Source organism: Streptomyces sp. NPDC001858 (assembly GCF_053594615.1).
Map to the genome: position 1 here is coordinate 1 of NZ_JBSFEV010000009.1, position 25,625 is coordinate 25,625.

Annotated in this window: 30 protein-coding genes, 2 tRNA genes and 2 pseudogenes; 21 read left to right on the top strand and 13 right to left on the bottom strand. The window is 69.0% G+C overall.

Features of this window, described 5'->3' with window-relative positions; genetic code table 11:
- Both ACWCPF_RS15040 and ACWCPF_RS15045 read left to right on the top strand, forming a co-directional pair.
- The coding region (locus ACWCPF_RS15040) for a catalase (protein WP_451045458.1) at positions 1 to 1,158 on the top strand (1,158 nt) is incomplete at its 5' end.
- Positions 1,142 to 1,306 (top strand): hypothetical protein, encoded by a 165-nt coding sequence (locus ACWCPF_RS15045; RefSeq protein ID WP_451045459.1) that lies wholly within the window; start codon positions 1,142 to 1,144, stop codon positions 1,304 to 1,306. The genes ACWCPF_RS15040 and ACWCPF_RS15045, both read left to right, overlap by 17 nt.
- A gap of 95 nt (positions 1,307 to 1,401) precedes the next feature.
- Here ACWCPF_RS15045 and ACWCPF_RS15050 read toward each other — a convergent pair whose 3' ends face one another.
- The 5 genes and pseudogenes from ACWCPF_RS15050 to ACWCPF_RS15070 all read right to left on the bottom strand — a co-directional run.
- On the bottom strand, positions 1,402 to 2,184 hold the full coding sequence (locus ACWCPF_RS15050; protein ID WP_451045460.1) for an RNA polymerase sigma factor SigF: 783 nt from the start codon (positions 2,182 to 2,184) through the stop codon (positions 1,402 to 1,404).
- Between the two features lie 560 nt (positions 2,185 to 2,744).
- Positions 2,745 to 3,845, bottom strand: coding sequence for an iron-containing redox enzyme family protein (locus ACWCPF_RS15055; protein WP_451045716.1), 1,101 nt, complete (start codon positions 3,843 to 3,845; stop codon positions 2,745 to 2,747).
- Positions 3,846 to 3,977: 132 nt separating this feature from the next.
- Positions 3,978 to 4,148 (bottom strand): annotated as a pseudogene (locus ACWCPF_RS15060) (CDGSH iron-sulfur domain-containing protein); the annotation flags it as partial.
- On the bottom strand, positions 4,132 to 4,809 hold the full coding sequence (locus ACWCPF_RS15065) for a HemK2/MTQ2 family protein methyltransferase (RefSeq protein WP_451045461.1): 678 nt from the start codon (positions 4,807 to 4,809) through the stop codon (positions 4,132 to 4,134). The gene ACWCPF_RS15065 and the pseudogene ACWCPF_RS15060, both read right to left, overlap by 17 nt.
- Positions 4,810 to 5,232: 423 nt before the next feature.
- A pseudogene (locus tag ACWCPF_RS15070) lies at positions 5,233 to 5,396 on the bottom strand (antitermination regulator); the annotation flags it as partial.
- Positions 5,397 to 5,648: 252 nt separating this feature from the next.
- On the opposite strand from ACWCPF_RS15070, the gene ACWCPF_RS15075 reads away from it, so the two are divergent.
- Entirely contained in the window at positions 5,649 to 5,810 is a 162-nt protein-coding gene (locus tag ACWCPF_RS15075; RefSeq protein WP_451045462.1) for a hydrophobic protein, read from the top strand.
- Positions 5,811 to 5,999: 189 nt separating this feature from the next.
- Positions 6,000 to 6,356 carry a PRC-barrel domain containing protein gene (locus ACWCPF_RS15080; RefSeq protein ID WP_451045717.1) on the top strand — a complete coding sequence of 119 codons (357 nt, stop codon included), beginning with the start codon at positions 6,000 to 6,002 and terminating at the stop codon, positions 6,354 to 6,356.
- Between the two features lie 144 nt (positions 6,357 to 6,500).
- Here the strand turns inward: ACWCPF_RS15080 and ACWCPF_RS15085 are convergent, their stop codons facing one another.
- Together ACWCPF_RS15085 and ACWCPF_RS15090 are read right to left on the bottom strand one after the other, a co-directional pair.
- Positions 6,501 to 7,472 (bottom strand): SRPBCC family protein, encoded by a 972-nt coding sequence (locus ACWCPF_RS15085; protein WP_451045463.1) that lies wholly within the window; start codon positions 7,470 to 7,472, stop codon positions 6,501 to 6,503.
- A 3-nt stretch (positions 7,473 to 7,475) separates the two neighbouring features.
- Complete coding sequence (locus ACWCPF_RS15090; RefSeq protein ID WP_451045464.1) at positions 7,476 to 8,351, bottom strand: histone protein; 876 nt, start codon at positions 8,349 to 8,351, stop codon at positions 7,476 to 7,478.
- A 146-nt stretch (positions 8,352 to 8,497) separates the two neighbouring features.
- On the opposite strand from ACWCPF_RS15090, the gene ACWCPF_RS15095 reads away from it, so the two are divergent.
- The 10 genes from ACWCPF_RS15095 to ACWCPF_RS15140 all read left to right on the top strand — a co-directional run bounded on the left by ACWCPF_RS15095 (position 8,498) and on the right by ACWCPF_RS15140 (position 13,158).
- The gene (locus ACWCPF_RS15095; RefSeq protein ID WP_451045465.1) at positions 8,498 to 8,779 is read left to right on the top strand and encodes a gas vesicle protein GvpO; all 282 of its coding nucleotides are present in this window, start codon (positions 8,498 to 8,500) and stop codon (positions 8,777 to 8,779) included.
- Positions 8,780 to 8,860: 81 nt separating this feature from the next.
- Entirely contained in the window at positions 8,861 to 9,349 is a 489-nt protein-coding gene (locus ACWCPF_RS15100) for a gas vesicle structural protein GvpA (protein ID WP_451045466.1), read from the top strand.
- A 2-nt stretch (positions 9,350 to 9,351) separates the two neighbouring features.
- The gene (locus ACWCPF_RS15105) at positions 9,352 to 10,065 is read left to right on the top strand and encodes a GvpL/GvpF family gas vesicle protein (protein WP_451045467.1); all 714 of its coding nucleotides are present in this window, start codon (positions 9,352 to 9,354) and stop codon (positions 10,063 to 10,065) included.
- Positions 10,066 to 10,077: 12 nt separating this feature from the next.
- Positions 10,078 to 10,332, top strand: coding sequence for a gas vesicle protein GvpG (locus tag ACWCPF_RS15110; protein ID WP_451045468.1), 255 nt, complete (start codon positions 10,078 to 10,080; stop codon positions 10,330 to 10,332).
- 125 nt (positions 10,333 to 10,457) lie between these two features.
- Positions 10,458 to 10,892: a gas vesicle protein GvpJ gene (gene gvpJ / locus ACWCPF_RS15115; protein ID WP_451045469.1), complete on the top strand. Its 435-nt coding sequence runs from the start codon at positions 10,458 to 10,460 to the stop codon at positions 10,890 to 10,892.
- Between the two features lie 4 nt (positions 10,893 to 10,896).
- Entirely contained in the window at positions 10,897 to 11,784 is an 888-nt protein-coding gene (locus tag ACWCPF_RS15120) for a GvpL/GvpF family gas vesicle protein (protein ID WP_451045470.1), read from the top strand.
- Positions 11,781 to 12,014, top strand: a complete 234-nt coding sequence (locus tag ACWCPF_RS15125; RefSeq protein ID WP_451045471.1) for a gas vesicle protein — start codon at positions 11,781 to 11,783, stop codon at positions 12,012 to 12,014. Before ACWCPF_RS15120 ends, ACWCPF_RS15125 begins: the two co-directional genes overlap by 4 nt.
- Positions 12,011 to 12,472 (top strand): gas vesicle protein K, encoded by a 462-nt coding sequence (locus tag ACWCPF_RS15130; RefSeq protein ID WP_451045472.1) that lies wholly within the window; start codon positions 12,011 to 12,013, stop codon positions 12,470 to 12,472. Before ACWCPF_RS15125 ends, ACWCPF_RS15130 begins: the two co-directional genes overlap by 4 nt.
- A 65-nt stretch (positions 12,473 to 12,537) precedes the next feature.
- Positions 12,538 to 12,711 carry a CsbD family protein gene (locus tag ACWCPF_RS15135; protein ID WP_451045473.1) on the top strand — a complete coding sequence of 58 codons (174 nt, stop codon included), beginning with the start codon at positions 12,538 to 12,540 and terminating at the stop codon, positions 12,709 to 12,711.
- Between the two features lie 87 nt (positions 12,712 to 12,798).
- Positions 12,799 to 13,158, top strand: coding sequence for a low affinity iron permease family protein (locus ACWCPF_RS15140; RefSeq protein ID WP_451045474.1), 360 nt, complete (start codon positions 12,799 to 12,801; stop codon positions 13,156 to 13,158).
- A 20-nt stretch (positions 13,159 to 13,178) separates the two neighbouring features.
- On the opposite strand, the gene ACWCPF_RS15145 is transcribed toward ACWCPF_RS15140, so the two are convergent.
- Complete coding sequence (locus tag ACWCPF_RS15145) at positions 13,179 to 13,307, bottom strand: hypothetical protein (RefSeq protein WP_451045475.1); 129 nt, start codon at positions 13,305 to 13,307, stop codon at positions 13,179 to 13,181.
- Positions 13,308 to 13,463: 156 nt separating this feature from the next.
- Here ACWCPF_RS15145 and ACWCPF_RS15150 point away from each other — a divergent pair, with 156 nt between their 5' ends.
- Positions 13,464 to 14,015, top strand: a complete 552-nt coding sequence (locus tag ACWCPF_RS15150) for a hypothetical protein (protein ID WP_451045476.1) — start codon at positions 13,464 to 13,466, stop codon at positions 14,013 to 14,015.
- Between the two features lie 279 nt (positions 14,016 to 14,294).
- Positions 14,295 to 15,002, top strand: coding sequence for a GAF and ANTAR domain-containing protein (locus ACWCPF_RS15155; protein WP_451045477.1), 708 nt, complete (start codon positions 14,295 to 14,297; stop codon positions 15,000 to 15,002).
- Between the two features lie 142 nt (positions 15,003 to 15,144).
- Here the strand turns inward: ACWCPF_RS15155 and ACWCPF_RS15160 are convergent, their stop codons facing one another.
- Positions 15,145 to 15,327 (bottom strand): hypothetical protein, encoded by a 183-nt coding sequence (locus tag ACWCPF_RS15160; RefSeq protein ID WP_451045478.1) that lies wholly within the window; start codon positions 15,325 to 15,327, stop codon positions 15,145 to 15,147.
- Between the two features lie 458 nt (positions 15,328 to 15,785).
- Positions 15,786 to 15,859 (bottom strand) — tRNA-Gly (locus ACWCPF_RS15165).
- A gap of 522 nt (positions 15,860 to 16,381) precedes the next feature.
- Between ACWCPF_RS15165 and dcd the strand changes: the two genes are divergently transcribed.
- From dcd to ACWCPF_RS15185, 4 genes are all read left to right on the top strand, one after another.
- Positions 16,382 to 16,957, top strand: a complete 576-nt coding sequence (gene dcd / locus ACWCPF_RS15170) for a dCTP deaminase (protein ID WP_451045479.1) — start codon at positions 16,382 to 16,384, stop codon at positions 16,955 to 16,957.
- Positions 16,954 to 17,472 carry a phosphoribosyltransferase gene (locus ACWCPF_RS15175; RefSeq protein WP_451045480.1) on the top strand — a complete coding sequence of 173 codons (519 nt, stop codon included), beginning with the start codon at positions 16,954 to 16,956 and terminating at the stop codon, positions 17,470 to 17,472. Before dcd ends, ACWCPF_RS15175 begins: the two co-directional genes overlap by 4 nt.
- A gap of 95 nt (positions 17,473 to 17,567) precedes the next feature.
- Positions 17,568 to 19,100, top strand: coding sequence for an SDR family oxidoreductase (locus ACWCPF_RS15180; RefSeq protein ID WP_451045481.1), 1,533 nt, complete (start codon positions 17,568 to 17,570; stop codon positions 19,098 to 19,100).
- 188 nt (positions 19,101 to 19,288) lie between these two features.
- Positions 19,289 to 19,373: transfer RNA gene (locus ACWCPF_RS15185), tRNA-OTHER, on the top strand.
- A gap of 147 nt (positions 19,374 to 19,520) precedes the next feature.
- On the opposite strand, the gene ACWCPF_RS15190 is transcribed toward ACWCPF_RS15185, so the two are convergent.
- From ACWCPF_RS15190 to ACWCPF_RS15200, 3 genes are all read right to left on the bottom strand, one after another.
- Positions 19,521 to 20,294: a hypothetical protein gene (locus tag ACWCPF_RS15190; RefSeq protein WP_451045482.1), complete on the bottom strand. Its 774-nt coding sequence runs from the start codon at positions 20,292 to 20,294 to the stop codon at positions 19,521 to 19,523.
- A 221-nt stretch (positions 20,295 to 20,515) separates the two neighbouring features.
- Entirely contained in the window at positions 20,516 to 21,613 is a 1,098-nt protein-coding gene (locus ACWCPF_RS15195) for a Yip1 family protein (protein ID WP_451045483.1), read from the bottom strand.
- A gap of 177 nt (positions 21,614 to 21,790) precedes the next feature.
- Positions 21,791 to 24,085 carry a (Fe-S)-binding protein gene (locus ACWCPF_RS15200; protein ID WP_451045484.1) on the bottom strand — a complete coding sequence of 765 codons (2,295 nt, stop codon included), beginning with the start codon at positions 24,083 to 24,085 and terminating at the stop codon, positions 21,791 to 21,793.
- Between the two features lie 207 nt (positions 24,086 to 24,292).
- Between ACWCPF_RS15200 and ACWCPF_RS15205 the strand changes: the two genes are divergently transcribed.
- The gene (locus tag ACWCPF_RS15205) at positions 24,293 to 25,537 is read left to right on the top strand and encodes an MraY family glycosyltransferase (protein ID WP_451045485.1); all 1,245 of its coding nucleotides are present in this window, start codon (positions 24,293 to 24,295) and stop codon (positions 25,535 to 25,537) included.
- The last annotated feature ends 88 nt before the right edge of the window (positions 25,538 to 25,625 follow it).

Here is a 25,625-nt window from a genome sequence, read left to right on the forward strand (position 1 = left end):
GCGGTGAAGTTCTACACCGGCGAAGGCAATTACGACATGGTCGGCAACAATACGCCGGTGTTCTTCATCAAGGATCCGATGAAATTCCAGCATTTCATCCGGTCGCAGAAGCGCCGCGCGGACAGCAATCTGCGCGACCACGACATGCAATGGGATTTCTGGACGCTCTCCCCGGAATCCGCCCACCAGGTCACCTGGCTGATGGGCGACCGCGGCATTCCGCGTACGTGGCGTCATATGAACGGGTATTCGTCGCACACGTACATGTGGATCAATGCCGAGGGTGTGCGGTTCTGGGTGAAGTACCACTTCAGGACGGACCAGGGCATCGCATGCTTCACGCAGCACGAGGCCGATCAGATGGCCGCCGTCGACACGGATTACCACATGCGTGACCTCTTCGAGCACATCCGTGACGGGGACTTTCCCAGCTGGACCCTTCATGTACAGCTCATGCCGTACGAGGACGCGGCGAACTACCGCTTCAACCCCTTCGACCTCACCAAGGTGTGGCCGCACAGCGACTACCCGCTGATCCCGGTCGGCCGGATGACGCTCGACCGTAACCCGACCGACAACCATGCCGAGATCGAGCAGGCGGCCTTCCAGCCGAACAACCTCGTCCCCGGCATCGGGCCGAGTCCGGACCGGATGCTCCTGGCCCGCCTCTTCTCGTACGCGGACGCGCATCGCCACCGCATCGGCGCCAACTATCAGCAGCTTCCCGTCAACGCGCCCGTCGTGGACGTCCACAGCTACTCCAAGGACGGCGCGATGGCCTACCGCAAGACGACGGACCCGGTCTACGCCCCGAACTCCAAGGGCGGTCCGGCCGCCGACACAGCCCGCTACGGCACCCCGCCCAGCTGGGCGGCCGACGGCGAGATCACGCGCGCCGCATACGTCTCCCACCCGCAGGACGACGACTGGGGGCAGCCGGGCACCCTGGTCCGCGAGGTCATGGACGACGCGGCCCGCGACCGCCTGGTCGACAACGTCGTCGGCCATCTCCTCGACGGGGTGAGCGAGCCCGTCCTCGAACGCGCCTTCGCGTACTGGTCGAAGATCGACGAAACGATCGGCAAGCGCATCGCCGACGGCGTCCGAGCAAAGTCCGACGAGAAGGAGAGAGGAGAACCTCATGAAGACCCCCGGTGACCACGACACACCCCCGGTCGACGACGAGACGCGGCGGCGGTCCGCGGAGCAGCGGAACGTCACCGCACCCACACCGCGAGATGTCCGGGACAAGGCCAAGGCCAAGGACGAAGACGAGCCTGAGTACCCGACGGGAGACACTTCCTGACCGCCTTGTGACGGAAAGCCGTCGGCATGCGACGGCTTTCCGTTTGCCCTGTCGCGTGCACACCCGACCCGGCGGGGGACGACCAGCTGCGGGCCTCAGGCCGCGTCGTGCATCGCTTGATCACGCAGTCGGTCGCAGCAGCGGCTGATCAGCCGGGAGACGTGCATCTGTGAGATGCCGAGCTGCTCGGCGATGGCAGCCTGCGTCAGGCCGCCGAAGAAGCGCAGGTGGAGGATGAGCTGGTCGCGCTCCGGCAGCGCCTGAATGCCGGGCTTGACGGCCTCGCGGTCGATGACGGTGTCGAGGGCCGGGTCGGGTACCCCGAGCGTGTCGCTGAGGGAGTACCCGTCCTCACCTCGCGGCAGCTCCGCGTCCAGCGAGAGGACGGTGTAGCTCTCCAAGGCTTCCAGCCCGACCAGGACCTCCTCCTCGCCGAGGCCGGCCTGAGCAGCGATCTCGACGGTGGTGGGACGACAGCCCGGGACGGTCTGGGACAGATCCTGCATGGCGAACCGCACCCGGTTGCGCAGTTCCTGCACCCGGCGCGGCACATGCACGGTCCACATGTGGTCACGGAAGTGCCGCTTGATCTCGCCGGTGATGGTCGGGACGGCGTAGCTCTCGAAGGCGTTGCCGCGCTCGGGGTCGTACCGGTCGACGGCCTTGACCAGGCCGAGGGCCGCGACCTGGCACAGGTCCTCGGAGCTCTCGCCCCGGTTCCGGAACCGTCCGGCGAGCCGGTCGGCCATGGGCAGCCACGCCACCACGATCTGCTCGCGGACGGCGTCGTGCTGCGGGCCGGGAGCGAGCAGAGCGAGCGTACGGAAGGATTCGGCGGTGTCGGGTGCGTCGTCGTGCGCACGGCGCTTGGTGCTCATTGGCGCGGTCATGGTGCTTCACCGGGCTTCCCCTGGTCTGGACGGAACGATCGCCATGGGGAGGGCACTCGCCATACGGACAGGCACACCCGGTGCGACGGTTCGTCGCTCCCACGGACGTGCCTGCTTGTCTGAAGCACTGTGCGGCGAGTACCCCCGCTCCTTCATGGCAAACACCCGGTCAGACCCGCGGCAGGCCGGCGTCGAGGAACTGCCGAGAGCCGCGAGGAACAAACCCCGTGTCGGCGTCAGGACTTCGGGTACGCCGCGCCGAAGACCGCTGTCGCGTGGCTGTCTCGCGGGACGCATTGCCGCCGGGATCGGGGAGCGGGATTTCGTTCGTAGACCTGGAGACGTCCTGAAGCCGCTCTCAGCGGGTGCAACTCGCCGCTGGGCCTGGTTTGCCGTGGTGGCAGTGCGGCAGGCGTCTGCGGGTTTCGGGCCGGGAGCGGAATCTGACGGCTCAGACCGCCGAGGCAGCCCTGGGCCCAAGGGCGGCGTCCGACCGCGCCGGTCGCCGACCGGGCTTCCGCCTCAGCCCGCGTGTTCATCCCGCGTGTTCAGCCCGCGTGGGAGGAGGACGGCAGTCCGCGGGACGCCGGGCCGCTGGGCGGTTGTTCGCCTGCTGCCGGGATGTTTCCGCGTAGCCCGGTCGCGCCCTCGCGCCAGGCGCTGAGCACTCTGTCCGCCAGGCGGTCCTCAAGATGGGCGGTCGCGCGGATCCCGAACACCACGTCGGCGTCCAGGTGCGGCTCGCTTTCCAGGAGCCCGCCGACGACGTCGTACCGTACGACCTGTTCGTGCACCGCGTCCGCCTCCACGTGCTCCGTGTAGAACCGTACGGCCGCCGCCCCCGCGCCCACGCGGCGCATGGCCTCGGCGAGGCGGCGGGAGGCCGGGGACGAGGTCACCTCGACGGCGGCGAAGTGGCCGACGAGTGCCGCGCGCAGCGCCCGGTGGAGACCGAACAGGGACATCAGGTTGACGGTGGCGAGCGCCTCGGCCGGCGCGGCGTCGACGTAGTGGCCGTATGTCGGGTCGAGCCGCAGGTCCGCCATGAGGTCGGCGAACAGCTGCGCGTGGATCTCGTCGGCGCGGCCCGCACCGAACTCGTCGAACTCCACGGCGACCATGGCCGCCTTGGCCCGCCCATGGAGGCGGGGGATGACCCAGGCGTGCGGGTCGGCCTCCTTGAGGTGGTACAGGGAGCGCATGGCGGCGTACGCGCGCAGGTGGTCGAGGCTGCCTTCGTCCCGGAGGAAGTAGGAGACGCCGGTTCCGTCGTCGCCGACCGGTTCGAGCTGGAGTTCGTCCAGGGCCTGCTCGGCCGTCTCCGTGCCGTCGATCGGCACGTCCCGGCGCAGTGCGCCCAGGAAGCGGTTCTCGATCGCTGCGCGGTGCGCCAGCAGGCCGCTGTCCCACTCCAGGCTGTCGGGGACGTCCTGGAAGCCGTCGTAGTGCAGCTCGTAGAGGACGTACAGGGCGAGTTGGAGGTCGTCGCCGTACGGGGGACTGTCCTCGGGGGACGGCACCTGCCGGGGGTCCGAGCCGCGCAGCAGGTCCGTCACCGCGGCGGAGAGCGGGCCGCGCGGCTCGGGCAGCGGCGGTGGCCGGAGCCGGAACTCGGGCCGGGGACGCGCACGGGCGCTGGAGCCGGTCATGGGGTCAGTCCCGCCCTCCCGGCCATCCCCGCCCTCCCGGCCATCCCCGTCCTCCCTGTCTTCCTTGCCTTCCTTGTCCTCGCCCGGGGCGGAGGGCTTGGGGCGGCGGCGATGGCGTTGGCGATGGCTGGTGTCGCACCAGGGGAAGGCGCGGCTGCGGCGGCAGGTGCAGACCGCCACCGTGAAGCGGTGGGAGACCGTCACCTCGCCGTCCTCGCCCACGACTTCGACTGGCCCCTCGATGAGCAGGGGACCGTCGCGTTGGACGCGGACGCGGCGGGGGCGTTCAGGCGTGTTCGGCACGGATCACCACCAGCTCCTCCGTCGTCCCGCCGGCCGTCAGCCCCTGCTCACGCAGCCAGTCGAGCCGGGAGCGCAGCACGCGGCCGAAGGGCAGCGAGGCCCGGTCGACGACCTCCGCGCGGAAGCCGTCTTCCTCGAGGCGGTTCAGCGTCGTGTCGATACCGCACAGGTGGGAGTGCACGATCAGCAGCGACCCCGTCGGCCGCAGGACCGACGGCGCGGTGTCGCAGATACGGTCGATCAGCAGCCGGCCGTCCCTTCCGGCGTCCCAGGCCCTGGCGGGGCCCCGGACCGGCGTCGTGCCTGGCGCGGGCACGTAGGGCGGGTTGGCGATCACGAGGTCGAAGCGGTGGCCGGATACGGCCGTCGCCAGGTCGCCGTGGCGCACGCGCAGGGTCTGTCCGTTCAGCAGGGCATTCAGCCGGGTGGCGGCGAGCGCCCGCCAGGAGATGTCGACCGCGGTGACCCGGCCGCCGAGCCGCGCCGCCTCCACCGCGAGCAGACCGCTCCCGGTGCCCAGGTCCAGTACGTCCGTCTCCGCCGTGATCCGTTCGCGCCCCATCGCCCTCCGGAGCAGCCGGGTATCGGTCCCCGGGGCGTAGACGCCCCGAGGGATCCAGCAGCGGAGGCCCGGGACGGCGGTCAGGGCTTCGGCGGTCATGGGTGGTGCCCCCTCAGCCACGTGCCCGCAACGGGGACGGGGACACGGAAAGGGCCCGCGCGACGCCGGAGTTGTCGGCCACGCTGCGACCGGTGCTGTGCGCCGCGTCCCCGCTGCTCCGCCGGACAGTCGGGCCCGGGGCCGGGGCCCAGGTACCAGTACGTCCACGCCGGGCCGGGGATCGTGCAGCCGATGAGAGTGCGGTTGACGACGAGTGCTCGCACGTTCGCTCCGATGCCGGGGGACAGGCGGCCCGCTGCACGGGCACGACCCGGCAGCACCTCACGGGTACCCCTTGGCGGCAGACGTAACGAGCGCCGGGTCACTGGGAGGAGGGGGAGCGGTTCGGCCGAGGTCGTGAGAGGCTGCCCCGTTGACACACCCGGTGGGCGACCTCGCGGAGCTTGACGTTGTTCACCTGTGGGAGATGCGGAAGGCACGCTCCCCCTGCGAACTGCGGGCGGTGTCGAAGCACGGCCCCTCGGCCAGCCGCTGTTGCCCACCAGCTCGGTGGCCGACGCGGTGATCCGCTCACGTGTGGCTTCCACCGATTCCTGCGCCACGAGCTCCCGTGCCATCGACGCCATCTGCTGCGCGAACCGGCCCAAGTCCACTGGGTCCTCCCGCATTCCGCGTCACCCGGACACATCTGCTACCCAGGTTTTCACGCGATGTGTACAGCCGCGTCGCCGAAGACGTCCGTGGCCAGTGACATGGGCGGACCATCCGGTACCGCAGCTCGGGACGGCGTCCGGTCGAGTTCGAATTCCCGGCGGATTTCGAAGTCGTAGGCATGTCCGAAGAGCGGTCGGGCAATCGGTGGTTCGGAGGTTGAAATCATGATTCCCCTGCTTCTCGTTCTGCTGCTGGCTCTGATTCTATTCGGCGCGGGTTTTGCGCTGAAAGTCCTGTGGTGGGTTGCCATCGTCGTGCTGGTGTTGTGGCTTGTCGGATTCGTCGCTCGTCCGAAGGGCGGGAGCGGTCGCTGGTATCGCTGGTAGCTGACCTGCGACGATGCATTTCAAGAAAAGAATACGGAATCCGATGGGTGTGAGGCCCTGGGTGTGGGGCACTCGCAAAAAAGCGGCGGTCGCGAAGACTGCCGCGCATGGCATACGGAAAAAGGAGGAGCGGCGGGTATCCCGCTGTCCTCTGTTTACCAGAGGAGTTGTTTTCGCGTGACCGGGAATATGTGGAGCTACGCTTCGACTGCGGGCCGGCCGGCCGACGCCGACCTCACCGGGTACAAGGTCGAGGCCACCGACGGCAGCATCGGTAAGGTCGACAAGCACTCCGACGAGGCCGATGCCGCCTACCTGGTGGTGGACACCGGTGTGTGGATCTTCGGCAAGGAGGTCCTGCTCCCGGCGAGCACGGTCGTCGGCATCGACCCCGACGAGCGGAAGATCTTCGTGGGCCGCACCAAGCAGGAGATCAAGGACGCTCCGGAGTTCGACCGCGAGAAGCACCTCGGCAACCAGAACTACCACGACGAGCTGGGCATCTACTACGGCACGGGCACCGCGTTCGGCGGCCCGCACGCCTGACCCGATCCCCGCTCCGAGCGCCGCGGCCCCGTGACTCGCAACGAGTCACGGGGCTTTCGCGTGTCCCGGCGAACCTGACGAGCACGGCGCGCGGGCGTCAGGGCGCGAACGCGTGAAGGCGTGAACGCGTGAAGGCGTGAGGCTTCATGCCTCCTCGCGCTCAGCCTCGTCCTCGTCCTCTTCCGCGCCCTCGTCCGTGCCCTCTTCGTCTTCGTACTCGTACTCGTCTTCCGCTTCGGGATACTCGTCCTCCGACGCCCCTTCCTCGTCTTCGGCTTCTTCCTCGTACTCCGCCTCTTCCTCCTCCAGCGCCTCCTCGTGAGTGCGCACCACCTCGCCCTCGCGGATCTCGCCGCGCCAGCCGTCGGCGTCCTCGTCGGAGAGGGTGACATAGCGTTGGAAGTGCTTGGCGTCGAGCCGCAGTCGGCGTCCCTGGGCGCGCCAGAGGTTGCCGGTCTTCTCGAAGAACCCCGAAGGGTAGTACTCGACGACGAGCACAATGCGCGTGAGCGTGGGCGTCAGTTCATGGAAACTGACGCATCCTTTGGTGCTGCCCTTGGCGCCGTCCGAGGTCCACACGATGCGCTCGTCCGGGACCTGCTCCTGAACGGTGGCCTTCCAGGAACGGCTGGACGGGCCCACCTTCACCTTCCAGTCGCTGGTGGTCTCGTCCCCCTGCGACACACTGCGCACGCCCTTGGTGAAGGAGCTGAACTTTTCGAACTCGGTCCAGTGGTCGTAGGCGACGCGGACGGGGACACCCACATCAAGGTGCTCGATGATGGTGGTGGTCTTGGTGGTGCCCGACTTGCGGCCCTTGCCGCCGCCGAACAGGCTCGAAACCTTCTCGGTGGCGCTGTCCTTGATGCTCTTCGTCTTCTCGCCGATCAGGGCTTTGAGGGGAGAGTCCCCCTTGAGGACGCGGGCGCCGACCTTCGGCAGGACGCCGCCGTTGTCGGCCACGTCCAGCAACTGGTCGGTCAGGCCTTCCACTTTGTCGCCCGCGACGTCCGCGAGGTGCTCCGCCTGCGCACCGAGGTAGTCGACGAGTTCCTCGCGCAACCGGTCGAGGCCGGAGTGTCCATCGCGCGCTGTCTGCTGTGCCGTCGTGACCATGGCCTACCTCCGCCGCGCCGACGCTCTTGTGGCCGTCGTCTTCTTCTTCGGGGCAGTCTTCCCAGGGGCGGCCTTTTTCGCCGCGGTCTTCCTGGCCGGTGCGGCACTCTTCCTCGCCGCGGTCTTTCTCGCTGGAGCCGCGGTCTTCTTCGCCGTGGTTTTCCTGGCAGGAGCCGGCCTCTTCGCGGCCGACTTCTTCGCCGGCTGCGCCTTCTTCGCAGCGGCCTTGCGTGTCGACGTCTTGCGAGGCGCGGACCGCGCGGCCGGGCGCTTGGCCGTCCGGCGGCGGGACGGCTCCGGCGGCTCTTCCGTGGCGTCCTCGGCGTCCTCGGCGTCCTCGGCCCGGTGAGCGGGCCGCCGGCGCCTGGACGTGGACCTCCTGGCCTTGGGCGCCTCTTCCTCCTCTTCTTCGTCTTCCTCCTCTGCCCCTTCCGGCTCTTCCGGCTCTTCCTCCTCGGGCTCCGCTTCCTCCTCGTCCTCGTACTCCTCTTCCGCCTCCGGTTCGTATTCCTCGTCCTCGTCCTCCGCCTCGTCGACCGCGCCGTCCTCCGGCTCCTCTTCCTTGTCGCTTCCGACGCGCGCGGTCCGCTCGTGCAAGGTGTCCGCGAGGTCGGCGAGTTTGCGGTCGGCAGCTGCGACGAGAGCCTTCCGGCCGGCGTCCTTGAATTCGCCGCCCACCTGCTCGGTGAGGTCCGCGACCTGAGGAATCTCCTGGAGCTTGCGCATGCCCTCGGTGAGCAGCTGCTGGGGCTCAAGGCCGAAGCGGCGGCCCGCGAGGTAGGTGGCCAGTCCGAAGGCGAGTCTCCCCTTCTTGGTCCGGCCGAGAACGTAGCCACCGGCGAGCGCGGCAGCGAGAGCGACTTTCGTCGAATCGTTCATCGATCAATCCCTCCGGCGGGCCGCTGTACGGTCGCACGGCGGCGCGCAGCCGCCATCGGCTCGTCGCGGCACATTTCAAGATGTATATGGTGAAATAGTACATTTGAGTGACAGCAGAGCGCCGCTCCAGCGACGGAGTTGGGATCATGCCCGCGTCAGACAAGCACGCCAAACGCTCGGCGGCCTGGGCCATGCGCTCGGCCGCAGGGCAACTGGAGGAACTCCTCGGACGCGCCCCCGAGTCGGTCTCGGCAATCAAATCGACCGATGAGGGGTGGGAAGCGGATGTCGAGGTACTCGAACTGGAGCGCATTCCCGAGACCACCAGTGTGCTCGGCACCTACCACGTCACGCTGAGTGCGAGAGGTGAACTGCTGGCGTACGAACGGACCCGCCGCTACACGCGCGGCCAGATCGACCGGCGCTGATGCGCTGATGCGCACGTACAAGGCTGATGCGCACGTACACGGCTGATGCGCACGCACAAGGGGGTGGTGAAGGGAGGCGCCATGACTGTGGTGCCACAGGGCGGAGGCGGCGTCTCGCGCGGTAGCACGGGCACCCTGTACGACGTCCTGGATCTGATTCTCGACCGCGGCCTGGTCATCGACGTCTTCATCCGGGTGTCGCTCGTCGGCATCGAAATACTCAAGATCGACGCTCGTATCGTCGTGGCCAGCGTGGACACCTATCTCCGCTTCGCCGAGGCATGCAACCGCCTCGACCTCGAATCAGGCAGCAAACAGCCCACCCAGCTCACCGACCTCGTCGGCGAGATCACCGAAGGCGGGGCCGCCGGCAAGTCCAAGGGCGCCCTGACCGGCGCCGTCGAGGCCGTCAAGGACACCCTGACCGGCGACGACGCTGATGAGGACGAGGCTGACGAGGACGAATACGAGGACGCCGAAGGCGAGCAGGAGGAACCCGAATACGAGAAGGCGCCCCGGCCCCGGCGGCGTCGACCGGCCAGAACGGCTTCCCGGCGGCAGAGGGAGTGACCATGGCCGTCTACGTGTACTCGATCACCTCGAAGGACCACCCGATGAGGCTGGACGGCGTCCACGGCGTCGGCGATCCCCCCGGCGCGCTGCGCACGGTGACCGCCGGAGTCCTGTGCGCGGTCATCAGCGACGCGCCCGAGGACCTGCGGGCCAGGCGACGCGACGTCCTGGCCCACCAGGAAGTCCAGGAGCGGCTGATGGCCGACGGCGCCGTGCTGCCGCTGCGGTTCGGGATGACGACCGAGAGCGACGACGGCGTTCGCGCGGCCCTGCAGAACAGGGAGGGCGAGTATCAGGAGCGGCTGCGAAGCCTGGAAGGCACCATCGAGTACAACCTGAAGTGCTCATGGGAAGAGCAGGCGTTGCTGCGCCGGATCCTGCTGGAGTCCGACGAGGCCCGCGAACTCAACGCGGCCATCCGTGACGGCTCCGGCACCCCGCAGATGTCACTCGCGCTCGGCGAACTGGTTGCGCGGGAAGCCGAGGAGCGAGAGCAGGCGCTAGCCAACGGCATCGTCGAGGCGCTGCGCCCGTATGTGTCCGACGAGAGCTTCGCGTCTCCCGCCGGCAACGACTTCCTCAGCGTCTCCTTCCTGGTCCAGGCGGCCAACGAGGAGATGTTCCTGGCCACGGAACTCAGCCTGGCCGACCAACTGGGCGAGGAGTGCGAGCTCCGACTGCACGGACCGCTGCCCCCGTACAGTTTCGTCTGAGAGGCATGACTCATGGGTTTGCTGACTCAACTCCTCACCTTCCCGCTGGCGCCCGTACGGGGCGTGGGCTGGGTCGTCGACCGGGTGACCGAGGCCGCCGAACAGGAGTACTACGACCCCGAGCCCGTTCAACGCGAACTGGCCGAGCTGGAGAGCGCGTTGCTGGCGGGTCGCATCGACCAGAAGACCTTCGACGAGCGCGAGGACCTACTCCTCGACCGTCTGGAAGAGATCGCGGCCTACCGGCGGGGAGACCCCGCTTTCTGAGCCGGAACCTTCTGAGCCGGAACCTTTTGAACCGGAACCTTCTGAGCCGGAACCTTTTGAACCGGAACCTTTGAGCCGGAAATTCCTGAGCCGGAACTTCCTGAGCTGGAATCGAGGTGCTTACGGTGTCGGAACCCCCAGCCGACCGGCTGAGCACGTACCCCTCCCGGGCGACGGCCCCGTACGGCTACGACCACGGCTCCTCGGCGAACCTGGCCGACATCCTCGAGCGCGTCCTGGACAAGGGCATCGTCATCGCGGGGGACATCCGGATCAATCTCCTCGACATCGAGTTGCTCACCGTCAAACTCCGGCTGATCGTCGCCTCCGTCGACAAGGCCAAGGAAATGGGCATCGACTGGTGGGAACACGATCCGTCGCTTTCCTCCCGCGCCGACGACCGGGCACTGGCCGAAGAGAACCGACGGCTGCAGGCGGAGATCGAGGCCCTGAGGGGCAAGCGGGCGCTGCCGCCCGACGAGGGGTCGACCGCCGGACGGCGCCACCGTCCTTCGCGGTCCGCCACCACGCGGCGCAGGAACGAGGCGACCGATGACTGAAGGGATGACTGACTGGGTGACCTACGCCTACGCCGTGCTGCGCGACGCAGAGGGCCTCGGTCCGGCGGCCCTGGACGGGGTGGAAGGCGTGGCGGGGGCGTCCGTTCGCCTGGTGCCGGAAGGCTCCGGGGGCGCACCGGAAGGAGACGCTCTGGCGGCTGCCGTCAGTTCGGTGCCCGCCCAGGACTTTCAGGAAAGGGCCCTGCGACGTCATCTGGAGGACCTGGACTGGCTGGAGACCGTTGCCCGCGCCCACCACACCGTGATCGAGGCCGTCGCTGCGCGCACCACCGTGCTGCCCCTACGGCTCGCCACGGTGTACCTGGACGACGGACGGGTGGAGGCGATGCTGCGAGAGGAGGCGGACGAGTTCTCGCACGGCCTGCGGCGACTGGCGGGCCGTCTCGAATGGGGCGTGAAGATCTACGTCGAGCCGCAGCCGGACAAGCAGGAGCCGGACAAGCAGGATCCGCACCCGCAGGATCCGCACCCGCCGGCTGCCGATGCGGCGGTGGCGTCCGATACGGCTGACGAGCTCAGTCCGGGCCGGGCCTATCTGCGCGCCCGTCGCTCGCAGCGGCACTCGCGCGACGAGTCCTACCGGGCCGCCCGCCAGGCAGCCGAGCGAGTCGAGGCGATCGGCCGCGCGATGGCGGTCGGCCAGGCCCGGCACCGGGTTCAGCAAGGTGAGCTCGCCGCCGGCGCCGCGGAGAACGTCGTCAACGACGCCTACCTGGTCTCCCGCGAGGCGGCGGCGGATTTCCGCACGCGGGTCCTCGACGCCGTCCAGGACCTGCCCGGCGTACGGATCGACGTCACCGGCCCCTGGGCGCCGTACTCCTTCGCCGCCCCGCCCGGTGGGCAGACCCCGGCGACGGACCTCGCGCCATGAACGACGTGGCGCGGTCGCCCGGGGCGGAGCCGCTGGCACAGCGCCAGGTGGCCCTCGTCGACCTGCTCGACCGCCTGCTCAGCGGGGGTGTCGTCATCACAGGGGACCTGGTGCTGTCGATCGCCGACATCGACCTGGTCCGTATCTCGCTGCGGGCCCTGATCGTCTCCGTGAGCGCCGAGAACCCGTCGCCGTGGGCGACACTGGCACTCCCCGAGGACCCGCCATGACGAACGCGGCCGCCGACCGGCATCCCGATCCGCATACTGCCCGGCACCCCGACCGGCATCCCGATCGACCGGACCGCCGGGCCGAGGTCGCCGACGCGGCGGCCCGCGCCTTCCGGCTGCTGCCCGCCGTACCGGACGACACCCGAGAGCCCGGGCCGCCGCGCCCCGCCCGGCGCATCAGCGCCGATCCCGACACCGTCGAACGGGACCTCGTCAGACTCGTCCTCACCCTGGTCGAGCTGCTGCGGCAGCTCATGGAGCGCCAAGCCCTGCACCGCGTCGACCAGGAGGACCTCACCGAGGAGCAGGAAGAGCGGCTGGGCTCCACCCTCATGATCCTCCACGACCGCATGGCGGAGCTGTGCGCCAGTTACGGCCTGACCATGGAGGACCTCAACCTGGACCTCGGCCCGCTCGGAACACTTCTCCCACCGGTTCGTCCCGACTGTCCCGACTGACAGGGGGTACCCGGGGTGTGTTCACGATTCCCCACCTGACTACCTGACTCGGAGGGTGAACGACGATGAGTAAAGAGCAAAAGGCAAAGGGAAAGATGGAAGAGGCCGAGGGAAAGACCAAAGAGGCGGTCGGCCGTGCCGTGGGCAACGAGCGGATGATGGCCGAAGGCCAGGCCAAGAAGTCGAAGGGCGCGGCCCGTCAGGCCAAGGAGAAGACGAAGGACGTTTTCAAGCACTGACCAGGCAGTTGCCGAGCGGGATCTCATGTCATTTCATGTCGGGGATCCCGCTTCTTTGCGCCCTGAGCCCCGGGAGGCGAGGAGATCATGGCCGTGCGACATCCTGCCGAGAGAGGCCAGGGGAGATTCGAGCGGTTCGCCGAATCCGCATCGAACATGACGAGCACACCCGCGTTCTACGTTTTCTGCATGCTGCTGGTCGCCTTTTTCGTCGCTTCACATGCCGCACATTTGTCCGTCATGCAGCAAATGCTGGCCGGAGATCTGATGACCAGCGTCACGTTGCTGCTGCTGGCGTTGCTGAAGAACTCGGAGCGCCGGACCGAGCGCGCTGTCCAGCGGAAACTCGACGCGATCGCCGCAGCGCTCCTGGAACAGAGCGAGAGCAAGACGCACGAGGCTCAGAAGGACCTTCGGAGCGCGATAAGAATGGAAGAGGATCTCTGAACAGCTTGCCCCGGCGGCCGTCAGGGGGGCGGCGGTGTGCGGGCGGGTCGGCCGCCTGGCAGCTCCTGGATCCGGGCGAACATCTCCTCGACCTCCCGGTGGTCGGCCATCAGTTCCATGGCGGGCTCGACCTCCCGGTGGTCGGCCATCAGTTCCATGGTGGGCCGCCGCCCGGACGACGTCCGTCGCCTGAATCCGCGACGGCCCGGTGAAGGACCGCGAACCAGGGGTACCCGGCTGCCGACAGACACCGTCAGCCACCGTGGAACCGTCTCGTCGAGCTCTCGGTGACCGGAGGGAAACCCATGAAACCGACAGCACACGGATCGGGCGACGAGCCAGGACGGCAGAAGATCCTGGACGTCTATCTGAACGATCACCTGGCCGGAGCGACAGCCGGCACCGCGCTCGCTCGACGCATGGTCGGAGAACACCGCGAATCGGCCTACGGCAGCGAGCTGAAAACCCTGGCAGCCGAGGTCTCCCACGACCGGCAGTATCTGCTGCAGCTCCTGGACGATCTCGACGTGGCCGTGCGCCACTACAAGGTGTACGGCGCGTGGCTGGGCGAGAAGGCGGCGCGGGTGAAACCCAACGGCCGGCTGCTGCGCCGCTCCGGCCTCACGATCCTCATCGAGCTCGAAACCATGCGGGTGGGGGTGGAGGGCAAGGTCTTGCTGTGGCGCGCCCTGCTCTCGGCCTCGGCGGACGAGCCGCGCCTGGAGCACGACTGGCTCGAACAGCTGCTGCAGAGGGCAGAGCAACAGCTCAAGACGTTGGATGCGCTGCACGCCCGGGCCACGACGGCGCTGCTGTCCGCCACACCACCCCAGCAGACGGCGGACGCGGCGCGGTAGGAGAGGGGGCTCGCAGCCCCGGCCACGGCCGTGGCGCGCACGGGGCGAATGTCCTGCGCTCGCCTGGCGTACGGCGAGGCATTCGCCCCGGACGCTCGCCGCCGCATCAGCATGGTCCGACAGTCCTCTGACGTGCGGGTGGAGGACTTCTTTTTGTCGCGCTGGAGGAGCACTGGCCTGGCGGCGGCTCTGCGCTGCCTGCCTGACCGGCATCCGTCCGCGAGGTGACCGCGAGCCTCGCGTGAAAAGCTGGGTGTGAGGCTTGTCCGGACGTGACGAATGGCGGAGGACGACGACGTGGACTGGGGTCGGTTCGCGGAGCAGCTGGCGTCGATGGCGCGGGATCTGCTGGCACAGGACTCGGTCGAGGCCACCCTGCAGCGGATCACCGCGTCGGCCACCGAACTGGTCCATGGTTGTGACGCGGCCGGCATCCTCATGCTGCACGACTCGAAGGTGACGACGCTCGCCCCCACCCACCAGCTGGTCATCGACAGTGACCGGCTGCAGGAGCGACTGGGTGAAGGGCCGTGCTTCGACGCAGCCCGGAGCGGGCAGGGCGAGCGGGTCTTCCGCATCGCCGACCTCACCGGCGAGCACCAGCGCTGGCCCGCCTACGCCCCCGAGGCCCGTCGGCTCGGCGTGGGCAGCATGATGGGGTTCCTGCTCTTCACCGACGACGAAGACCTCGGCGCGCTGAACCTCTACTCCCGCAGGCCCGGCGCGTTCAGCGAGGCCAGCGAGCTGGCCGGATGGCTGCTGGCCTCCCACGCGGCAGTCGCCTTCTCCAGCGCCCGCACACACGCCCAGCTGGAACAGGCCGTCGCCACCCGCCATGTCATCGGCGAGGCCATGGGCATCATCATGGGCAGCCACCACCTCACCGAAGAGGAGGCGTTCGACGTGCTGCGCCGCTACTCCCAGGCGAACAACATCAAGCTCCGCGAGGTGGCCCGCCGGGTCTGCGAGGAGGGCACCCTTTCGTGACAGCGGGCGAGCGGCTCCCCCAGCACGTTGGCTGAACCAGAGAAGCCTGGGCCGGGCCAGTCCCCAGGGGAACGCTGCTGACCCGCCTTGCCTACCAAGTCCCCCGTCCAGCGGTCGGCACACCTTGCACCGGTGGGCCCGATCAGCCGTTCTGGGTTCGGGCGATGGTCGACGCGGTGCGCGTGTCGCCAGCGCGCTGCTGGCGGCTCAGACAGTCACTGACGGATCCTCCGGACAGGACGCAGTCCAGGGCGCCGAGGATCTCGTCCACAGTCAGCGAGTCGCCTGCGAAGTACGGGCCTGGAGCTTCCACGAACATCGTCATGTCGGCAGCGACCCCTTGGCGATCTCCCGCTGCATCTTCTCGACGGCGCGTTTGTCGATGTTGAACTCGGCCGTCCACGGCCTCCGTTCTCAGTGCTGCCCGGGAGCCTGGCGAGCCCCAGTGACAACGCGGGTGCCGAAGAAGCACGGCTGCGGTGCATGGCTCAAGGCCGGTTCGGGGAGTCGGCGCGCCTCGGGCCAGGCGTACGTGCGCCAGCTCGTCCGTGAACTGGCGCTTTGCGTAAGCGACTTCACCCGCAATCAGTCGAGTTATGGGGGAGGCCACATGAAATGCGTCTCGCGATGTGAGACTGCTCGGGCTTGGGGTGTCCGAAATGGCGCCTGAATGGGCCTGGCGTAGCGGCCTGGGCTGGGCTTAGGGCACGCGCAGGGCACGCGGCCCCGCAAAATGGTCTAGCCAACAAACAACCCCCAGGTCGTTGACCTAGGGGTGGATTCTGGAGCGGGTGACGAGAATCGAACTCGCGCTCTCAGCTTGGGAAGCTGATGTTCTACCATTAAACTACACCCGCGTGAGACGCCGGTCACGGCCGGTGTCGGAACGCTCCGTCACTCTACCTCATGCCGGGCCCCGGGCGCTGAAGCCGTGGGGTCCGGGTGCGTTTCGGGGGTGGGATCCGGGTGCGGGGTACCGGAGTTGGGGCGTACGGTGGGGGTGCCGAAGAGGGGTCGGGCGGGGTCGGAGTGCCGCCTGGAGGGTCGTCCCGTTCGTCCCGTAATGTGGCTTTCAGTGTCCGGCGAGCAGCAGCCGGACGCGGCTCTTGGGGAAGGGACTCTAGGACTTGATGGAGCGCACCGTCGTCCGTTGTGCCGATGGGCACGTGTTCAGCACCGCTTCGTTCCCGATGCAGCAGGCCGAGCGGCTCGGTCCCGGGCGACTCGTCCGGTGCCCTCGTTGTGCCCGGTTGCGAAGTGTCGTGCCGGTCATTCTCGAGAAGCGGTAGGTAAGCGGTAGGCAATACGGCCGTCCAGCGGCCTGGCGCGTGGAGTCGTCCGATTGTGGTGGCTCCGCGCGCCGTGCGTATCCTCGGGACGTGCTTCTCTCAGACAAGGACATCCGGGCCGAGATCGACGCCGGGCGAGTACGGATCGACCCCTACGACGAATCCATGGTGCAGCCGTCGAGCATCGATGTGCGGCTCGATCGGTACTTCCGGGTGTTCGAGAACCACCGGTACCCGCATATCGATCCGTCCGTGGAACAGGTCGACCTCACCCGGCTCGTGGAGCCCGAGGGCGACGAGCCGTTCATTCTCCACCCCGGTGAGTTCGTGCTCGCCTCCACCTACGAGGTCATCTCGCTTCCCGACGATCTCGCCTCGCGGCTGGAGGGCAAGAGCTCCCTCGGGCGGCTCGGGCTCGTCACCCACTCCACCGCCGGGTTCATCGACCCCGGATTCAGCGGGCACGTCACGCTCGAGCTGTCCAATCTCGCCACGCTCCCCATCAAGCTCTGGCCCGGGATGAAGATCGGCCAGCTGTGCATGTTCAAGCTCACCTCGCCGGCCGAGTCGCCCTATGGCAGTGAGCGGTACGGGTCCCGGTACCAGGGGCAGCGCGGTCCGACCGCCTCCCGGTCCTTCCTCAACTTCCATCGGACCCAGGTATGAGCGACCCGGGCGCGGCTCGGGAGGAGCTGAGCTACGAGCGGTTCGGGGTCGCCGTCCGTGAGCTCGCACAGACCATCGCCGACGACGGTTTCGTCCCCGACATAGTCCTCAGCATCGCCCGCGGTGGCGTCTTCGTCGCCGGCGGACTCGCCTACGCCCTCGACTGCAAGAACCTCCACCTGGTGAACGTGGAGTTCTACACCGGCGTGGGGACGACCCTCGAGATGCCGGTGATGCTCGCGCCCGTCCCCAACGTCATCGACTTCTCCGACAAGAAGGTCCTGATCACGGACGACGTCGCCGACACCGGCAAGACGCTGAAGCTCGTCCGCGACTTCTGCCTGGACGCCGTCGCCGAGGTGCGCAGCGCGGTCATCTACGAGAAGTCGCACTCGCTCGTGAAGTGCGAGTACGTGTGGAAGCGGACCGACGACTGGATCAACTTCCCGTGGAGTGTCCTGCCCGTCGTCCGTAAGTCGGGGGAGCCGATCACTCCGTCCACGGAAGCGCTCTGAAGCGCTCTGAAGCGATCTGAAGCGTCCGTCGCGGCTGTACGGCGTCGCGGCTGCGCGGTTGCGGTGCTCGTCCTCGGCCCCAAGCATGGGCAGGCATGACGGACATGACGGACGACATGACCGACGACGATCGGCCGCTGCGCTGTCTGGTCACCGGCGCCACCGGCTACCTGGGCGGCCGGCTGGTGCCGGAGTTGCTCGCGGCCGGGCACTCCGTGCGCTGTATGGCCCGCTCGCCCGGCAAGCTGCGGGACCATCCGTGGGCAGGGCAGGCGGAGGCCGTACGCGGGGATGTGACGGACGAGGCGTCCGTGCGCGCGGCCATGGAGGGCATGGACGTCGCGTACTACCTGGTGCACGCGTTGGGCACCGGGCGGGGTTTCGAGGAGACCGACCGGCGCGCGGCCAGGATCTTCGGTGAGCAGGCCCGTGCTGCCGGAGTCCGGCGGATCGTCTACCTCGGCGGGCTGAGCCCTGCCGGAGTGCCCGAGCAGGCGCTGTCACCCCATCTGCGGTCCCGCGCCGAAGTGGGCCGCATCCTGCTGGCCTCGGGCGTACCGACCGCCGTACTGCGGGCGGCTGTGATCATCGGGTCGGGTTCGGCCTCGTTCGAGATGCTGCGCCATCTGACCGAACGGCTCCCCGTGATGGTGACCCCGAGCTGGGTGCGCACCCGCATCCAGCCGATCGCCGTCCGCGACGTGCTCCGCCTGCTCGTGGGGTGCGCGCGGCTGCCGTACGACGTGAGCCGGGCCTTCGACATCGGAGGGCCGGATGTCGTCACGTACGAGGAGATGATGCGGCGGTACGCCGCCGTCGCCGGGCTGCAGAGACGGGTCATCGTCCCCGTTCCGCTGCTCACGCCCCGGTTGTCCAGCCTGTGGGTCGGACTGGTCACCCCGGTGCCGGGCGCTCTCGCGCGTCCGCTGGTCGAGTCGCTGAAGCACGAGGTGGTCTGCGCCGAGCGGGACATCGTCCGCTATGTGCCGGACCCGCCGGAGGGACCGGTCACCCTCGACCGGGCGATCCGGCTGGCTCTGCGGCGGGTGCAGGACGCGGACGTGGCCACCAGGTGGTCCTCGGCCGCGACTCCCCGCGCCCCCAGCGACCCGCTGCCGACCGACCCCGACTGGGCGGGCGGGAGCCTCTACACGGATCACCGCGAGCGTACGGTCGCGGCGTCGCCGCAGGCGCTGTGGCGGGTGGTGGAGGCGATCGGCGGCGAGAACGGCTGGTACTCCTCGCCGCTGGCCTGGTCCCTGCGGGGCTGGCTGGACACCCTGGTGGGCGGTGTCGGCCTGCGCCGGGGCCGCCGGGACGCGACCCGGCTGCGGATCGGCGACAGCCTCGACTTCTGGCGAGTGGAGGAGATCGAGCCGGGCCGGCTGCTCCGGCTGCGCGCGGAGATGCGGCTGCCGGGCCTGGCCTGGCTGGAGATGGCCGTCGACCGGGACGCGCGGGGGCGCACGGTGTACCGGCAGCGGGCCCTGTTCCATCCGCACGGCCTGGCCGGGCACGCCTACTGGTGGGGCGTGGCCCCTTTCCACGCCGCGGTCTTCGGCGGCATGGCCCGCAACATCGCGGCCGCGGCCGAGTCGGCCGCCCCCGAACCGGCCCGTGCCCGATGAAGGGGCTCAGCGGACCGTACGCGTCTCCGCTCCGCCGCCCTGTTCACCGCGGACCTGCGGGTGCACGACGACCCGGTCCGGCCGACCTTCCTCAGGGGAGGAGCCGACCTTCCTCCAGGGAGGAGCCGACCTTCCTCCAGGGAAGAAATGGGTGGGCGCACCGGCATGCAAGTGGATACGCTCCGCTTGGTCATGCGTCGTCCAGCGGCCCAGGACACGGCACTCGGGTTCGCCCCGACGCCGAAACCCCGGTTCGAATCCGGGCGATGACCACCTCGACCACACCGCTTCCCAGTGACGGGATCGGACAGGGCTTCAGGAGCTCTCCGGTCGGCCGTGCGGGGTGTGGCCCGGGGCGGGGCCGGCCGGTTCTGTTGCCGGCCCCGCCCGGTCAGGCTTGTCGGTGTGCGGTGCTTCGCGTCACTTCACCCGAAGCGCCCTGACGCCGTAGCGCTCGAAGTCGTAGACGTGGTCGTTCAGCCGGAGACCGTCGATCGCGCCGATCCACATGGAGTCCCGTCCCTTGCCCACGGCGACCGAATAGATGGTCGGCCTGGCGTTGAGGGTGCGGAACGAGGCCTTGAGCTGGGTGAAGGTGCACCGGGCGGCCTGGGTGCAGCTCGTCTCGCTGCCGGTGAGGTACCAGTAGCCGGTCTTCGTGGCGTCGATGAACGGGCTCCAGCCGCTGGTGACCGGGGACGCGTTCGGCACCCACACCAGCGTGGAGTAGTCGTCGGTGGACGTCACGTCCGGGTCGATCTCGATCCGGATGTTCGGCATGTTCGTCGCGCCCCCGTAGACGACGTTCTCGTTCGTCTGGAAGACATGGAAGCCGACATGCCGCAGCCGCAGCAGCTGCTGGCCGAAGAAGTCGACTTCATTGCCGAAGTCGACCTTCTCGCTGGGAGGGGTCAGGCTGGTGGATCTGTCCGCCACCTCGATGCCGAGGCTGCCTCGCCCGTACGGCGGGCTGGCGGCCGCGGCCGTCGTCCCGAACGGGCCGAAGGGTCCGTTGCGGAGTTCGGCGACGGGAGAGCCGATCGTGTTCCGGGCGATCACGCCCCAGTGGTCCGAATGGGCTTGGTTGTCGTCCGTGTATGCGGCGGCCGATCCCGGAAGGACCGCGGCGCTGACGGCGACCAGCAGGGAGGCCACGAGCACCGTTCCCCGCCGCATGCCAAAGCGAGCTTTCACGCACACTCCTTGTAGGAGGTTGTCAGGGAACAGTCACATTATATTACGCTCTGTAGTTGTAGCGGTGCGACATGCGACTGTTCGGATGGTTTGTCCATCCGTTCATCCCCTCCGTCCGTCCCTGTGCCCCCGTGACGGCTCACTCCTGGTGACGGCATGTCAAAGGGCCCCCGGCCACCCGCCGAGGGCCCTACCTGCGTCTGTCCTGCGTTCGTCAGTTGCTAGAACGTGCCCAGCTTCACGATCGACAGCAGCGCCAGCAGCTGGATCGAGGACGCGCCCAGCGCCTTCGGCCACGGCAGGTCGTGCGAGCGGCTGACCATGAGGGTCAGGAGTGCGCCCGCCGCCACCCAGGTCGCCCAGCCCAGGAGCTGGACGAACGACGCGTCGCCGCCGAAGAACATCGCGACCACCAGGCGCGGTGCGTCCGTCAGGGACATGATCAACATGGAGAGGCCGACCGTCGGCTGCCACGCGCCGTTGCCGCCGAGCTGGCGGGCCAGCGTGTGGGTGACCACGCCCAGGACGAGCGAGCTCAGCACCATCGCCACGGCCGTCGTCAGGACGATCGGGATCGCGTTGGAGAGCGTCGCGCCTATCGCGTCCTCGCGGGCTCCGTCGAAGCCGAAGACCGCGAGCAGCCCGTAGAGGAACGTGACGACGAGGGCCGGGCCCCACATCGCGTAGTCCCGCATCTGGAGGAACGTCTGGTTGGGGGCGACGACGATGCCCTTCAGCAGTTCCTTCCAGTGCAGCCGCGGACCGACCGGGGCCGCCGGGGCCGCCGGGCCGGCTTGGTAGGTACCACCCTGGTTGTACTGGTCGTACTGGGTGTGGTCGTCGACCGAGAAGGCCTGGGTGTGACCCGGGTTGTTCGCGGCGTACGGGTCGTACGGGGCGCCGCCGGGGCCGCCGCCCGCACCACCGGGCCCGCCGGGGCCGCCCGGCGCGCCGTACGGGGCGTCGCCGCCGAAGTACTCCGGCTCGTCGCCGCCCTGCCCGCCCGGGCCGCCGTATCCGCCGCCGTTCGCCTGCGGCCACTGGCCGCCGCCCGCGCCCGTGCCGCCGTACTGCGGTCGCTGCTGTTGCGGGTACGGCTGCTGGGGCGAGGGGTAGCCGTACGACGGGCCCGAAGGCCGTGCCGACTGACCCTGGGGCGCCTGCCCGTACGGGGGTTGTTGCGGTCGCGCTTGCGGGGCGGGGTTGTCCCGGCCGCGTCCGATCCTGAATCCAGCCACGTCATCGAAAGTACCTGGTCCGGCCGACTCGTGCGGCTGGGCGGGGCGTACGGGGACGGGTTTGCTGCCGAGCTGTGACATCCCCTAGGGGCCGGACCTGAGGGTGCCTCAGGGGGTCTCACCAGGCCTTGAGGGAGCTTCAGGGAGCTTCGGCGGGCTTCGGGGTGCACGACGGCGCCCCGGGTCCTGTGACCCGGGGCGCCAGCCTCAACCTGCCGTCCTCAACCTGCCCGTACGGAAACTGCCGTACGGAACCGGCTACTGCACCGGCGTCGCCTCCGGCGCGCTCTCCGACTCCGCCTCGCCCGCCGGGGGCTCGTCGTCGGTCTCCGGGGTCTTGACCGACTCCAGGAGGAGCTGGGCGACGTCCACGACGGTGATGGACTCCTTGGCCTTGCCCTCGTTCTTCTTGCCGTTGACCGAGTCGGTCAGCATCACCAGGCAGAACGGGCAGGCCGTGGAGACGATGTCCGGGTTCAGGGACAGGGCCTCGTCGACGCGCTCGTTGTTGATGCGCTTGCCGATCCGCTCCTCCATCCACATCCGCGCGCCGCCGGCGCCGCAGCAGAAGCCGCGCTCCTTGTGGCGGTGCATCTCCTGCTGACGCAGGCCCGGGACGGCCGTCATGATCTCGCGCGGGGGCGAGTAGATCTTGTTGTGGCGGCCCAGGTAGCACGGGTCGTGGTAGGTGATGATGCCCTCGACCGGGGTCACCGGGATCAGCTTGCCCTCGTCCACCAGGTGCTGGAGCAGCTGGGTGTGGTGGATGACCTCGTAGTCGCCGCCGAGCTGCGGGTACTCGTTGCCGATGGTGTTGAGGCAGTGCGGGCAGGTGGCGACGATCTTCTTCGCCGACTTCGGCTTGCGGGACTCCTCGGTCACCTTGCCGTCGTCGTCGAGCTCCTCGCCGAAGGCCGTGTTGAGGGCCATGACGTTCTCCATGCCGAGCTCCTGGAACAGCGGCTCGTTGCCGAGTCGCCGTGCCGAGTCGCCCGTGCACTTCTCGTCGCCGCCCATGATCGCGAACTTGACGCCCGCGATGTGCAGCAGCTCGGCGAACGCCTTGGTGGTTTTCTTCGCGCGGTCTTCCAGGGCGCCTGCGCAGCCGACCCAGTACAGGTACTCGACCTCGGTCAGGTCCTCGATGTCCTTGCCGACGACCGGGATCTCGAAGTCGACTTCCTTGAGCCATTCGAGGCGCTGCTTCTTCGCCAGGCCCCAGGGGTTGCCCTTCTTCTCCAGGTTCTTGAGCATGGTGCCCGCCTCGGACGGGAACGCGGACTCGATCATCACCTGGTAGCGGCGCATGTCGACGATGTGGTCGACGTGCTCGATGTCGACGGGGCACTGCTCGACGCAGGCGCCGCAGGTGGTGCAGGACCACAGGACGTCCGGGTCGATGACGCCGTTCTCCTCGGCGGTGCCGATCAGCGGGCGCTCGGCCTCCGCCAGAGCCGCGGCCGGCACGCCGGCCAGCTGCTCCTCGGACGCCTTCTCCTCGCCCTCCATGCTCTTGCCGCCGCCGGCCAGCAGGTAGGGCGCTTTGGCGTGCGAGTGGTCGCGCAGCGACATGATCAGGAGCTTGGGCGAGAGCGGCTTGCCGGTGTTCCAGGCGGGGCACTGCGACTGGCAGCGGCCGCACTCGGTGCAGGTGGAGAAGTCCAGCAGGCCCTTCCAGGAGAACTGCTCGACCTGGGAGACGCCGAAGACGTCGTCGTCGCCGGGGTCGGTGAAGTCGATCGGCTTGCCGCCGGAGGTCATCGGCTGCAGGGCGCCGAGGGCGGTGGAGCCGTCCGCGTTGCGCTTGAACCAGATGTTCGGGAACGCCAGGAAGCGGTGCCAGGCGACGCTCATGTTGGCGTTCAGCGAGACGACGATCATCCAGATGAAGGAGACGCTGACCTTGATGCCGGCGAAGAGGTAGACCAGCGTCTGCAGCGTGGAGACGTCCAGCGTGCGGAAGGCGGCGACCAGCGGGTACGAGGCGAAGAACGCGGCCTCGTAGTGGTCCACGTGGTGCATCGCGCCCTCGAGGCCGCGCAGTACGTAGATCACGATGCCGATGGTGAGGATGACGTACTCGACGAAGTACGCCTGCCAGGCCTTGGAGCCCGTGAAGCGGGACTTGCGGCCGGGGCGCGAGGGCAGGTTCAGCAGGCGGATCGCGATGAGCACGGCGATGCCCACGGCGGTCATCACGGTGATGAACTCGACGTACATCTCCCAGGGCAGCCAGCCGCCGATGACCGGGAGGACGAAGTCGGCCTGGAAGAGCTGGCCGAGGGCCTGGCCCAGGATCGGGATCAGCGTCAGGAAGCCGATCGCCACGAACCAGTGGGCGAAGCCCACGATCCCCCAGCGATTCATCCGGGTGTGGCCGAGGAACTCCTTCACCAGCGTCACACTGCGCTGGTAGGGGTTGTCGAGCCGGGCGCCGGCCGGTAGCGGCTGGCCGAGCATGAAGAACCGGACGAACTGGGCGATGACGCGTGCGAACAGCGCCACGCCGACCACGGTCAGGACCAGCGACACGATGATCGCGGCGAGTTGCATGGAGGCTCCTCGGGCCTGCGAGGGGAGATCAAATTACTAAGCGGTAACTTACGTCCGTCTGAGACTACCCCTATCCTCTGCCGCACTGTAGTCGGGTGGGGGGTGATCTGAATCGCTGAGGGTCACCTCATGAGCGCCTCGGAATCCATCCTCGTCTCGGCCGTGTTATTCGTACCAAATTGGTACATTTATGACTAATTTATAGCCGTGCTCTACGGGATCGTCGCCGCCGCCACCGCCCTGCTCCTCGCCGCCGTACTCGCCGCGCTGCTGCGCGCGCCCGCCCTGAGACTCGGGCTGATCGACCGCCGGCAGCGGCAACGACGCGTTCCGCTGTTCGGGGGCGCCGCCGTCGCACTCGCCACCTGTCTGGTCTCGGTCGCCGGGGACTGGACGGGCGTCGCGCCGCTCGGGGACGGCATCGAGGTGCTGCTCGTCGCGGGAGGCGCCGTCGCCGCGCTCGGGCTCGTCGCGGACGTGTGGCGGCTCAAGGCGCGGTTCCTGGTGGTCGGCACGGCGGTCGCGGCGGCCTTCGTGGTGCCGTACGGCGACACCGGGCCGGTCGCCGCGGCGGCGGGCGTCGCCTGGATCACCTTCGTGGCCCTCGCCTTCCGCGCGCTCGACCACGCCGACGGGGTGGCCGGGACCGTCGGGGTCGTCACCGCCTTCGGGGTGGCCGCGTGCGTCGCCGTCGAGGTCATGGACGGGCTGGTGGTGCTGCTGAGCGTGCTCGCCGCCGCGCTGACCGGGTTCCTCATGCACAACTGGCCCCCCGCGCGCGTGGCGCTCGGGACCTGCGGATCGCTCTTCGCGGGGTTCCTGCTCGCCGCGGCCGCCGTGATCGCCCGCGCGGGGCACGATCCGGTCGTCGGCGCGGGGGTGCTGTTCGCGCTCACCGCGGTCGCCGGGGCCGACGTCCTCCTGGTGGCCGTGTCCCGGCGGCTGGCCGGACGGCCCCTGCTGCGCGCCGCGCCCGACCACCTCGCCCATCGGCTGCGCCGGCTCGGGCTCACCGCGCAGGGCGTGACCGTCCTGCTCGGCGTCGCGGCCTTCGGCGCGGTGCTCGTCGGGGTGCTGGTGCACGGCGGGTGGGTGGACGCGCGCGCGGTGCTGTGGGTGGCCGGCGCGGCGGCCGTCGTCCCGCTCGGGCTGCTGCGGGTCGCGGTGTACGGGCCGCCACGCGCGCGTGCGCCACGGCCGCGCGACGCGCGCGGGGCGCAGCGCGCGGGACAGGCGGCACAGACGGACGGCTCTCGCGCCCGTCGCGCCCGCCGGACCCGTGCCGCATCCCGGGACGATCGCCCTGCTTCCCGAGCGGCGCGTTCCGCGCCCGTGTATGGGCCCCGGCGTCAATCCGAGGCCGCTGCCGGTCACCCGGAGTTCGGGGTGAGGCGGGCCACTCCTTCCGTATCGCCGCAGGTCAACGCCGGATTGCGCGTAAGGAACGGATAAGAGTTGAGTGGGTCCGACTCAGGTCTGTTGACCCCGGGGCGAGGGTCGTGCACACTTGAGTCCGTTCCACTCAAGTCAGCTGGAGGAA